Origin of the sequence: Flavobacterium sp. EDS, assembly GCF_020991525.1 — a bacterium.
In the GTDB taxonomy this organism is placed as follows: Bacteria; Bacteroidota; Bacteroidia; order Flavobacteriales; family Flavobacteriaceae; genus Flavobacterium.
In genome coordinates, this window is record NZ_JAJMOZ010000014.1 from 52,209 (window position 1) to 63,970 (window position 11,762).

An 11,762-nucleotide genomic window follows, 5' to 3' on the forward strand; every position below is an offset into this window, starting at 1 on the left:
ATGAAAAAAGCAATTATTATAATCCATTTAATTTTCATTTTTACAAGTTGTGAAAAAGAGAAAAAAGAAAATCTGATTCAGGGAAAAATAGAAAAAGAACAAATTGCTGTTGTTAGCAAAATTCCTGGCAAAATTTTAAAAATATTTGTCAAAGAAGGAGATATTGTCCAAAAAGGAGACACGCTTGCCATTCTCGATATTCCAGAAGTAGATGCTAAAAAAAATCAGGCCGAAGGAGCTGTTATATCTGCTAAAGCACAATACAAAATGGCTGTAAAAGGAGCTACAGAAAACCAAATTAAGCAATTGGAAGCAAAAAAAATGGGCCTAAAAGAACAATATGAATTTGCTCAAAAATCGATTAAACGATTAACAAACATGCTTAAAGATTCTTTAATCTCACAACAGACTTATGACGAAACTTTTGCCAAATACCAAGGAGCACAAGCCCAATACAATGCTGTTATTGCCGAACTAGATGATGCAAAAAAGGGAGCTCGTATTGAGCAACAAACAATGGCTTTAGGTCAACAAGACAGAGCTCTTGGAGCATTACAAGAAGTAGAAACGGCCGACAAAGAACGCTATATTGTAGCCCCTCAAGACATGAGTATTGAAACTATAACTTTAACTATTGGCGAACTAGCATTGCCAGGTTACACCTTATTTAATGGTTATATTGCTAACAGTACTTACTTCCGCTTTACGATACCTGAAAATCAACTAGAAAAATTTAAAAAAGGACAAGAAATAACCGTACATGTTCCTTACAAGAAAATTGACATTAAAGGAAATATTAGCACAATAAAACAACTGGGAGCATACGGTAACATTGCAACTGCTTATCCAGATTACGAAATGCAGGAAAGTTTATTCGAAATAAAAATAACTCCTTCCAACAGCAATGAAACAAAAGATTTAATTACAAAAACAACTGTTACCTTATCTCTTTAACTATGCAAAATTTCTTTTCATTGCTTAAACGGGAATTCAAATTATTCTGGAAAAACAAAGTGCTTCGATTGCTTTTTATTGGCGCACCAATACTTTATGGCGTTTTATTAGGCTATGTTTACGGCAAAGGTAAAGTGACCGATTTACCTATAATTGTAGTCGATCAAGATCGTACCGAATTAAGTTCAAAAGCAATTCAGATGTTTGAAGACAATGAAGTTGTGCATATAGCTTCAATTCTATATGATCAAAATAATCTTTCTGAGATTGCCATTCAAAAAGAGGCCACTTGTGTTGTTATCATCCCAAAGGGTTTTGAAAAAATGACACTCACAAAAAAGTATCCAGAAATCACAACCATCGTAAATACTTCGAATGTCTTAACTGCCAATTACGCATCGACAGCAATACAAGTTTGTCTTGGAACATTAAAAGCGGGTGTTCAAATCGAAACCTTAAGAAAACAAGGCGTCCCTGAAAACTTACTTATGTCACAATACGAACCTTTCAAAACAACTTTTATAAAGAAATATAATCGAAGTACCAACTACATGTATTTTCTTTGGCCAGGTGTTTTAGCAACCGTCTTGCAACAAGTTCTCTTACTGGGACTGGCACTTTCTTTTGCTTCTGAGTTTGAAAACGGAACCTTTAAAGACTTAGTCAAAAGATGTCCTTCTATTTTAAACCTCTTGGCTGTAAAAATCATTCCATATATGTTAATGAGCTTTGGTATTTGGTTTATATACTGGCTATTTACTTTATGGTTCAGACTTCCTTTTTATGAGAATCTACTCCCACTCACATTTATAGCTGGGATTTTTGTACTATCAGTTTCATTTATTGGTATTCTGGTAAGTATTTTAATTCCTAATCAATTAAAAGCTACAGAAGTTCTAATGGTTATTGCAACTCCTAGTTTTATTCTAAGTGGATTTACTTGGCCTTTAAGTCAAATGCCACAAGCTGTACAAGCAATTGCAAATGTGATCCCATTAACACATTTTTTAAAAGCTTTTAGAATTTTAATCATCGAAAATGGAACTTTTTCACAAACAACACAACCTATTTGGAATATGGTTATTATTGGATTAGTTTGCTCAATTGCTGCCTATATTGCTTTATACTACAAGAAAAAAAGTGCCTTAAAAGAAGCATAAACTTTCTAACTATAAGACATAAAAAAACGGCATAAGAATTAAACTTATGCCGTTTTTCATTATAATAAAAAACTATTTTTCTATCTCTCGCATTGAATCCATTTTTTTATGCGCTAAGAAACCAGCAACATCTTCAAAATGTTCTTTAACACGTTTATTACCAAATTCAAAAACTTTAGTCGCTAATCCATCAAGAAAATCACGATCGTGAGAAACTAAAATCAAAGTACCATCAAAATCACGTAAAGCATCTTTAATAATATCCTTTGTTTTCATATCCAAGTGATTCGAAGGCTCATCAAGAATCAATAAATTAACTGGCTCTAACAATAATTTTATCATTGCCAAACGAGTTTTCTCTCCTCCTGAAAGCACTTTTACTTTCTTTGTAATATCATCTCCCTGAAACATAAAAGCACCAAGAATGTTCTTAATTTGCGTTCTAACATCTCCAACAGCAATAGCATCGATAGTTTCAAAAATGGTAGCATTTTCATCCAACAAAGAAGCTTGATTTTGAGCAAAATACCCAATTTGAGAATTATGACCAATTTCTACACTTCCTTCGTCGATACCAATCTCTTTCATGATTGCTTTAATCATAGTCGATTTACCTTCTCCATTTTTACCAACGAAAGCAACTTTTTCACCTCTTTCGATAACTATGTTAGCATCTTTAAAAACCACATGATCTCCATATGATTTAGATAATTCTTTAACCACAACAGGATATTGTCCTGAACGTGCTGCTGGTGGGAATTTTAATTTAAGTGCCGAATTATCTACTTCATCAACTTGCACAATCACTAATTTTTCAAGCATTTTAACACGAGACTGAACCGCATCAGTTTTTGAAAAAGTTCCTTTAAAACGATCAATAAAAGTTCTGTTATCAGCAATCATTTTTTGTTGCTCATCGTATGCTTTCTGTTGATGAATACGACGATCTTTTCTTAGTTCTAAATAATGAGAATATTTAGCTTTATAATCGTAGATTCTTCCCATCGTAACTTCAATTGTACGATTGGTAATATTATCTACAAACGCTCTATCATGCGAAATTACTACAACTGCTTTTGCAGCATTTATTAAAAAATCTTCTAACCATTGAATACTTTCAATATCCATATGATTGGTTGGCTCATCTAGTAAAATTAAATCTGGCTTCTGCAAAAGGATTTTAGCCAATTCGATTCGCATTCTCCATCCTCCAGAAAATTCTGAAGTTTGACGTCCGAAATCTTCACGATCAAAACCTAAACCAACTAAGATTTTCTCAACTTCAGACTCATAATTAACCTCTTCGATTGCATAATATTTCTCGCTTAAGTCCGAAACTCTTTCGATTAACTTCATATAAGCATCACTTTCATAATCAGTACGAACAGTTAACTGCTCATTGATTTCATCTATTTCAGCTTTCATTCTAAAAATTTCACCAAAAGCTTTTGATGCTTCTTCCATTACAGTTGAACCGTCTTTAGTCAATAAATGCTGAGGCAAATAAGCTATAACAGCTTCTTTCGGAGCTGAAATACTTCCAGTAGAAGGTTTGCTTTGTCCTGCTATAATTTTTAAAAGTGTCGATTTTCCCGCACCATTTTTACCCATAAGGGCAATTTTATCATTTTCATTTATAGCAAAAGAAACATCGCTAAATAATGTAGTTCCTCCAAATTGAACTGAAATATCGTTAACTGTAATCATTACTTCGTGTGAATTTATTTAATCGGTTAATCATATAACTGACAACCTTTTTTTTTCGTGGTGCAAAGATATATTAATTAGAGTATTCAACAATACAATTAAACTCCTGACTCCTCCAATTTTTAAGTTTCATCATTTTTCTTACATATTTTATTTTTTTTATCTTACCTTGTATAAGAATCTAAAAATCAGAAAAAAACATGAGAACAAAATTAAACTTAGTAGTTTGCCTTATTGCAGGATTAATATTTGGACTTTCTGCAAATGCACAAAAAACGGTAATAAAAAAAGAAGCCTTACCGGCAAATGCACAAACTTTCTTAAAGACTCACTTCGGATCTAAAAAACCCAGCTATATATTGCAGGACAAAGAGATCCTCTCTACAGAATACAAAGTTCAATTTGATAATAAAATTGAAATAGAATTTGATAAAAAAGGAAACTGGAAAGAAGTTGATGGCAAAGGCGCTAAAATCCCAAACTCTATTATTCCTAAAAAAATTGCTACTTACGTAAAAGTAAATTTTCCTAAAGAAAAAATAACCAAAATAGAAATAGGAACTTTTGGCTATGAAACAAAACTGACTAATGGCTTAGAATTAAAATTCAACCTAAAAGGCGATTTCACCAAGATCGATAAATAGTATTTAACTAAATAAAAACCCGACAAATTTTAAAAACTTGTCGGGTTTAATATATTATCCAATTTTAAAATTGACTCATTATCTAATTAAATCAGTCTTTTCTCCATTTTTTTGTTTCTTCAAAAATGTGCTCTAAAATTGCTGCTTCTTTTTCGTCAAAATCAATATTTCTGCGCCCCATAACCAATCGAGCAGTCTCAAAAGCTTTTTTGGTAACGTATGTTGTAAAACCAGCTGCTCCTCCCCAAGAAAAACTTGGTATAAAGTTGCGAGGAAATCCTGTACCAAAGATATTAGCACTAACTCCTATTACTGTTCCTGTATTAAACATTGTATTGATTCCGCACTTACTATGATCTCCCATCATTAAACCACAAAACTGAAGTCCTGTTTTAGCGAATCCTTCTGTTTCATAGCTCCAAAGCTTTACTTCTTCATAGTTGTTCTTTAGATTCGAATTATTAGTATCCGCACCTATATTACACCATTCTCCTAAAACTGAATCTCCTAAAAATCCATCGTGTCCTTTATTCGAATTTGCAAACAGAACGGAATTCTTCACCTCTCCTCCTATTCTAGAACCTACTCCTACAGTTGTAGCTCCATAAACTTTAGCATTCATTTTAACTTGTGCATTTTCACATAAGGCAAAAGGTCCACGAATAACAGAACCTTCCATGATTTCGGCATTCTTACCTATATATATAGGCCCAGTAGATGCGTTTAAAGTAACGAACTCTAATTTTGCGCCCTCTTCTATAAAAATATTTTCAGGAGCAATTGTATTTACACTTTTAGGGATTGGTTGCGATTTTCTATCTTCAGTTAAAAAGTTAAAATCTTCACGTATTGCGGCGTCATTTTTTGAGAAAATATCCCAAGTATTTTCTACAGTTATACAATTACCGCTGTATTGAATAATTTCATAAGTATCAAAATCAACCTCTTCTTGATTTTCACTTGTATAAAAAGCAATAACTTCTTCTCCTTTAAAGATAGCCTGATTTGCTTTTAAATCTGAAACTAGTTCCGCTAAATCATAATTTGGTAAAAACGAAGCATTTATCATTACGTTTTCCTCAAGCTCTACCATTGGATATTTCTCTGATAGATACTCTTCGGTTATTGTTGTTGTAGTTGATCCTAAATGCATCTCCCATTTTTGACGTATTGTCATTATTCCGATCAAGATATCGGCAACAGGTCGGGTAAACGTAAAAGGCAACAAGGCATTCCGGACGGGCCCATCGAATAGAATGTAATTCATATATTAATTTAATTTGGCAATATTTTAAAATCTTGATTTGGTTATCGACTTCAAAGTTACAAATATTTTATTTGTTTCAATAAACCATAAACACTCTAAATCAAGCATTAAGACTGTATAATAAACAAAAAAGCCTCCCAAAAAGGAAGGCTTTGATTTATTTAAAAACAAACTAAAATTATTTAGCGTGTTTAGCGTATTTAGTTTTGAATTTATCAATACGTCCTGCAGTATCGATAAGTTTAGATTTACCTGTGTAAAAAGGGTGAGATGTTCTAGAGATCTCCATTTTTACAAGTGGGTATTCAACACCATCAACTGTTATTGTTTCTTTAGTATCTGCAGTAGATTTAGTAACAAAAACTTCTTCATTTGACATGTCTTTGAAAGCAACTAATCTGTAATTTTCTGGGTGAATTCCTTTTTTCATCTTTTCTTTTTATTTATTGTTTGGAGCGTTTTAATTTTGAAGCTTCTTCGTGGTTAGAAAAAGGTGTAAATGCAACTACTCTTTTTGTTTAAAATCTTTTAATTATTTCAGTCTGCAAATTTACATATTTTTTTCAATAAACAAACATTTGCCTATTTTTTTTTATCCAAAATCGAAAAGCATTTTTTATCCATGATTATATTGGGAATTGTTATATTTGTGGATTAATTTTAAAACATATAAATTATGATTAATGAAGTTATAAAAAAGAATGGAATTACCTATGGTATAATTATAGGTGCTGTTTTAGCTCTTATCACTGCAATTATGTACGCGATCGATCTTAAATTATTTGTTTCAGGTTGGATTGGAGGCATGACTTTTGTTATTTTTCTAATAATTACTATTACTTTATTATCAAAAACTAAAAAAGATTTAAAGGGTATTTTCTCTTTTAAAGATGCTTTTACAACTTATTTCGTTGCTATCCTTGTAGGGATTTTAATTTCAACTTTTTTCAACATTATCTTATTTAACGTTATTGACCCTAGCGCAAAAGAAACTCTAGGTGAATTAATCAGAAAATATATGGCTGAAACATTGCAAAAATTCGGAACTCCTGCGTCGGTAATAAACGAAACTCTAGCAAAAATGAAAGAAAGTAACCCATACGCTACAGCTGAACTATTAAAAGCTTTGGTTTTCAGCATTGTTGGTTATTCTATATTAGGATTAATTATGGCTGCCATTTTTAAAAGCAAAACTACACATCAAGAATAAAATAAATAAATGAATTTATCTATACTTATACCGCTTCTTAACGAAGAGGAGTCACTTACAGAACTATACACATGGATCATTAAAGTGATGAAATCTAACAATTACTCATATGAAATCATTTTTGTAGATGATGGTAGTACAGATAATTCTTGGAATATTATTGAAGGATTTTCTAATGAAAATCCAAACGTAAAAGGTATTCGCTTCATGAAGAACTTTGGTAAATCGCAAGCTTTACATGCTGGTTTTGCTAAAGCAAATGGCGATGTTATCATTACTATGGATGCCGATTTACAGGATAGTCCAGAAGAAATTCCGGGATTATACGAAATGATTACTAACCAGAAATTTGATTTGGTTTCGGGTTGGAAAAAGAAACGCTACGACTCTGTTGTAGCAAAAAATTTACCATCAAAATTATTCAATTGGGCTGCCAGAAAAACTTCGGGAGTTGAATTGAATGATTTTAACTGTGGCTTAAAAGCTTATAAAAATACAGTTGTTAAGAATATTGAAGTTTCGGGTGAAATGCACCGTTACATCCCTGTTTTAGCAAAAAATGCTGGTTTTAACAAAATTGGAGAAAAAGTAGTACAACACCAGGCTCGTAAATATGGCGAAACTAAATTCGGAATGGAACGTTTTGTTAACGGATTCCTTGACCTAATTACGATTTGGTTTCTTTCTAGATTTGGAAAAAGACCAATGCACTTATTTGGTGCCATTGGATCGTTTATGTTTATCATTGGATTTTTATTAGCTGGTTATATAGGAATATCCAAATTATACCATATGTATATGGGAATGCGTTATAATTTAGTCACAAGCAATCCTTGGTTCTTTATCGCATTAACAACTATGATATTAGGAACTCAATTATTTCTTGCTGGTTTCTTGGGCGAAATTATTTTGCGTACCAAAAATAACGAAGAGCGTTATAAAATAGCCAATCAGGTTAATTTATAACAAAATACTAGCCCTGATAGCAGTGGCATCCTTTGTGTTTTTTCTTTAAAAACATAAAGATATAGCGAATAGCAGGAGATTGCTTCAAGAGATTGTAATAACTCCTGAAATAGCTTTTTTGACTTACAATTTAAAATAATATACAAATGAATATAGCACCTAACATTTTAACTGCTGTAAACGAATGGCTAACGCCAGCATTTGACAATGAAACACAAGAGGCGATTAAAGAGATGATGACGACATCGCCTAAAGATCTTGAAGAAAGTTTTTACAAGAATTTAGAATTCGGAACAGGCGGAATGCGTGGTATTATGGGTGTTGGTAGCAACCGAATCAATAAATACACGCTTGGAAGAAATACACAAGGACTTTCTGACTATATGCACAAAGTTTTCCCTGACAAAACTTTAAAAGTAGCGATTGCTTACGATTGTCGCCACAATAGCAACACGCTTGCTAAAATTGTGGCCGACGTTTTTTCTGCAAATGGAATTCATGTTTATTTGTTTTCGGATATGCGTCCGACTCCAGAATTATCTTTTGCACTTAAACATTTAGGTTGTCAATGTGGTATTGTACTTACCGCATCACATAATCCACCTGAATATAACGGATACAAAGTGTACTGGGAAGATGGTGGACAAATCGTTCCTCCACAAGATGCTGAAATCATTGCCATGATCGAAAGCTTAGATTATGCAAAAATTAAATTTCATGCTAACGAGAAATTAATTGAATATATAGATACTGAAATCGACAACGCTTTCATCAAGTCATCTATTGAAAACGCTAGTTTTAACACTCCAGCTAAAGCTAAAGAGGATCTACAAATCGTTTTTACATCTTTACACGGAACTTCTATAAAATCAATCCCTCCTACTTTATCTCAAGCTGGTTATACTAATGTACATATTGTACCTGAGCAAGCTGTTCCGAATGGTGATTTCCCTACGGTAAAATCACCTAACCCAGAAGAGCCTGAGGCATTAGAAATGGCACTAGTGTTAGCTGATAAAACAAATTCGGATATTGTTGTTGGAACTGATCCTGACTGCGATCGCTTAGGAGTTGCTGTTCGTAATAATGAAGGCAAAATGATTTTGCTAAATGGGAATCAAACCATGATTTTGATGACTGCTTTCTTATTACAAGAATGGGAAAAAGCAGGTAAAATTAATGGGAAACAATTTATAGGATCTACTATTGTTTCGACTCCTATGATGATGGAACTTGCAACAAGTTATGACGTTGAATGCAAAATAGGCTTAACAGGATTTAAATGGATTGCTAAAATGATTAAAGATTTTCCTGAACTTGAATTTATAGGGGGCGGAGAAGAAAGTTTTGGTTTTATGGTTGGAGATGCCGTTCGCGATAAAGATGCTGTTGCAGCAACTTTATTAATATGCGAAATGGCTGCACAAGCAAAAGCAAACGGAAGCTCTGTTTACAAAGAACTCTTAAACCTTTATGTTGAGCATGGATTCTATAAAGAACATTTGGTTGCATTAACAAAAAAAGGAATCGAAGGTTTACAAGAAATTAATCAGATGATGATTAATTTACGTGAAAATCCTGTAAAAGAAATAAACGGACAAAGAGTAATAATGGTAGAAGATTATCAATCATCAACAGCGTTAAACTTATTGAGCGGTGAAGTGTCTGAAATGACTATTCCAAAATCGAATGTACTAATCTATTATACTGAAGATGGCTCTAAAATTTGCGCAAGACCAAGCGGAACGGAGCCAAAAATTAAATTCTACATTAGCGTAAACACTCAATTAGATTCTGTTGAAGATTTTGATACAACTGATGCTATTTTAGATAAAAAGATAAAAAACATTATTGCTGCGATGCAATTGAATTAATTTTTTTACTTCTGACTTATAAAGTTGATTTAAAAAATAAAAAACATCTTGAATGAACAATTTCAAAAGAATATTTCCTTTTATATTTCCTTATAAAAGATACGCATACATGAATATTTTATTTAATATTCTTTATGCATTATTTAGCACACTTTCGTTTATGGCATTAATTCCTATGATTCAGGTATTATTTGACCAAACAAAAAGAAACACCACAATACCCGTTTACAAGGGCATTTGGGAAATAAAAGATTACGCCGAAAATTACTTAAGTTATTTTATCACACAAGCAACTGATAATTATGGCGTAGGATACACTCTATCGGTAATGGTGGCGGTAATTATTTCGATATTTTTATTAAAAAATCTATGCGATTATCTCGCTATGTTTTTCATTACTTTTTTAAGAAATGGTGTTCTAAGAGATATGCGAAATGCGATGTACAAAAAAACACTTGAATTACCTTTATCATTTTTCTCAGAAAAAAGAAAAGGTGATGTTATTTCTCGTATTGCTGGTGACGTTAGCGAAGTTCAGTCTTCATTTCTTGCAATTTTAGAACTTATTGTAAAAGAACCACTAACTATTATATTCACCATCATTGCTATGCTTGCCATAAGCCCGCAATTAACTCTTTTTGTTTTTATTTTCATTCCTGTTTCTGGATATATAATATCATTGATAGGAAAACAATTAAAAAAACAATCAACTAAAGCACAGCAAGAACAAGGAACATTTTTATCTACTATTGAAGAAACTCTAGGCGGATTAAAAGTGGTAAAAGGATACAATTCTGAGAATTATTTCAATAGTGTTTTCCAGAATTCTACTCAACGTTTCTTTAAACTATCAAACAGCATTGGTAATCGTCAAAACTTAGCTTCTCCTGCAAGTGAATTTATGGGAATCATGGTGATTGCGATTTTACTTTGGTATGGTGGCCAAATGGTTTTAATTGAAAAAACATTAAACGGAGCTTCATTTATCGCTTATATGGGTTTAGCCTACAATATCCTTACTCCTGCAAAAGCAATCTCTAAAGCATCTTACGGGGTAAAAAGAGGGAACGCTGCAGCAGAACGTGTATTAGAAATTCTTGACCAAGAAAACCCTATTACAAGCAAAGTTGATGCTATCGAAAAATCTTCTTTTGACTCAGACATCACAATAAAAAACATCAACTTTAAATATGAGAAAGAAAATGTATTAAAAGACTTTTCTCTTGAAATAAAAAAAGGACAAACTGTTGCTCTTGTTGGACAATCTGGTAGTGGAAAAAGCACAATTGCCAATCTCCTAACTCGTTTTTACGATGTAAACGAAGGCAGTATAAAGATTGACAACATCAATATCAAGGATATGTCTTTACATTCTCTTCGTGGTTTGATGGGACTAGTTACTCAAGACAGTATCTTATTTAATGACACCATAAAAGCTAATATTTCATTAGGAAAACTAGATGCTACTGATGAAGAAATTATTGAAGCTCTAAAAATAGCCAATGCTTTTGAATTTGTAAGCGAACTACCCCTAGGCATTTACACTAATATTGGTGATAGCGGAAACAAGCTTTCTGGCGGACAAAAACAACGTTTATCAATTGCTCGTGCCGTATTAAAGAATCCTCCGATTATGATTCTAGATGAAGCAACATCTGCACTAGACACCGAAAGTGAAAAATTTGTTCAGGTTGCCCTTGAGAACATGATGCAAAACCGTACCTCAATTGTTATTGCTCACCGTTTATCCACTATTCAAAAAGCAGATTTAATTGTTGTTATGCAAAAAGGTAAAATTGTAGAACAAGGAACTCATGAGAACCTAATAGCTTTAAACGGAACCTATAATAAATTAGTTACTATGCAATCGTTTGAATAATTTTTCATAATTTAGGGATACGTAAGATGTAAACCCATTGAAAATAAAGACAATTAACACATAGATATCCTAAATTTTATCTTAAGGTGTTTCATTTTTCG

The 11,762-nt window shown here is 32.5% G+C and carries 10 protein-coding genes; 7 read left to right on the top strand and 3 right to left on the bottom strand.

The genetic code is table 11. The features are described from left to right. The gene (locus LPB87_RS17215) at positions 1-954 is read left to right on the top strand and encodes a biotin/lipoyl-binding protein (RefSeq protein WP_230728682.1); all 954 of its coding nucleotides are present in this window, start codon (positions 1-3) and stop codon (positions 952-954) included. 2 nt (positions 955-956) lie between these two features. Next, positions 957-2,114 carry an ABC transporter permease gene (locus tag LPB87_RS17220; protein WP_230728683.1) on the top strand — a complete coding sequence of 386 codons (1,158 nt, stop codon included), beginning with the start codon at positions 957-959 and terminating at the stop codon, positions 2,112-2,114. A 72-nt stretch (positions 2,115-2,186) separates the two neighbouring features. On the opposite strand, the gene LPB87_RS17225 is transcribed toward LPB87_RS17220, so the two are convergent. Further along, a complete protein-coding gene (locus LPB87_RS17225; RefSeq protein ID WP_129539579.1) occupies positions 2,187-3,821 on the bottom strand; it encodes an ABC-F family ATP-binding cassette domain-containing protein in 1,635 nt (544 codons plus the stop codon). 200 nt (positions 3,822-4,021) lie between these two features. Between LPB87_RS17225 and LPB87_RS17230 the strand changes: the two genes are divergently transcribed. Continuing rightward, positions 4,022-4,465, top strand: a complete 444-nt coding sequence (locus tag LPB87_RS17230) for a PepSY-like domain-containing protein (protein WP_230728684.1) — start codon at positions 4,022-4,024, stop codon at positions 4,463-4,465. Positions 4,466-4,556: 91 nt separating this feature from the next. Here LPB87_RS17230 and LPB87_RS17235 read toward each other — a convergent pair whose 3' ends face one another. Together LPB87_RS17235 and LPB87_RS17240 are read right to left on the bottom strand one after the other, a co-directional pair. Beyond that, positions 4,557-5,732: a GlmU family protein gene (locus LPB87_RS17235; RefSeq protein ID WP_129539581.1), complete on the bottom strand. Its 1,176-nt coding sequence runs from the start codon at positions 5,730-5,732 to the stop codon at positions 4,557-4,559. A 178-nt stretch (positions 5,733-5,910) separates the two neighbouring features. Continuing rightward, on the bottom strand, positions 5,911-6,162 hold the full coding sequence (locus LPB87_RS17240; RefSeq protein WP_129539582.1) for a type B 50S ribosomal protein L31: 252 nt from the start codon (positions 6,160-6,162) through the stop codon (positions 5,911-5,913). A gap of 246 nt (positions 6,163-6,408) precedes the next feature. Between LPB87_RS17240 and LPB87_RS17245 the strand changes: the two genes are divergently transcribed. From LPB87_RS17245 to LPB87_RS17260, 4 genes are all read left to right on the top strand, one after another. After that, entirely contained in the window at positions 6,409-6,942 is a 534-nt protein-coding gene (locus LPB87_RS17245; RefSeq protein WP_129539583.1) for a DUF4199 domain-containing protein, read from the top strand. A gap of 9 nt (positions 6,943-6,951) precedes the next feature. After that, entirely contained in the window at positions 6,952-7,908 is a 957-nt protein-coding gene (locus LPB87_RS17250; RefSeq protein ID WP_129539584.1) for a glycosyltransferase family 2 protein, read from the top strand. Positions 7,909-8,054: 146 nt separating this feature from the next. After that, positions 8,055-9,782 carry a phospho-sugar mutase gene (locus tag LPB87_RS17255; RefSeq protein ID WP_230728685.1) on the top strand — a complete coding sequence of 576 codons (1,728 nt, stop codon included), beginning with the start codon at positions 8,055-8,057 and terminating at the stop codon, positions 9,780-9,782. A 52-nt stretch (positions 9,783-9,834) separates the two neighbouring features. Beyond that, a complete protein-coding gene (locus LPB87_RS17260) occupies positions 9,835-11,661 on the top strand; it encodes an ABC transporter ATP-binding protein (protein ID WP_129539586.1) in 1,827 nt (608 codons plus the stop codon). Positions 11,662-11,762: the final 101 nt, after the last annotated feature.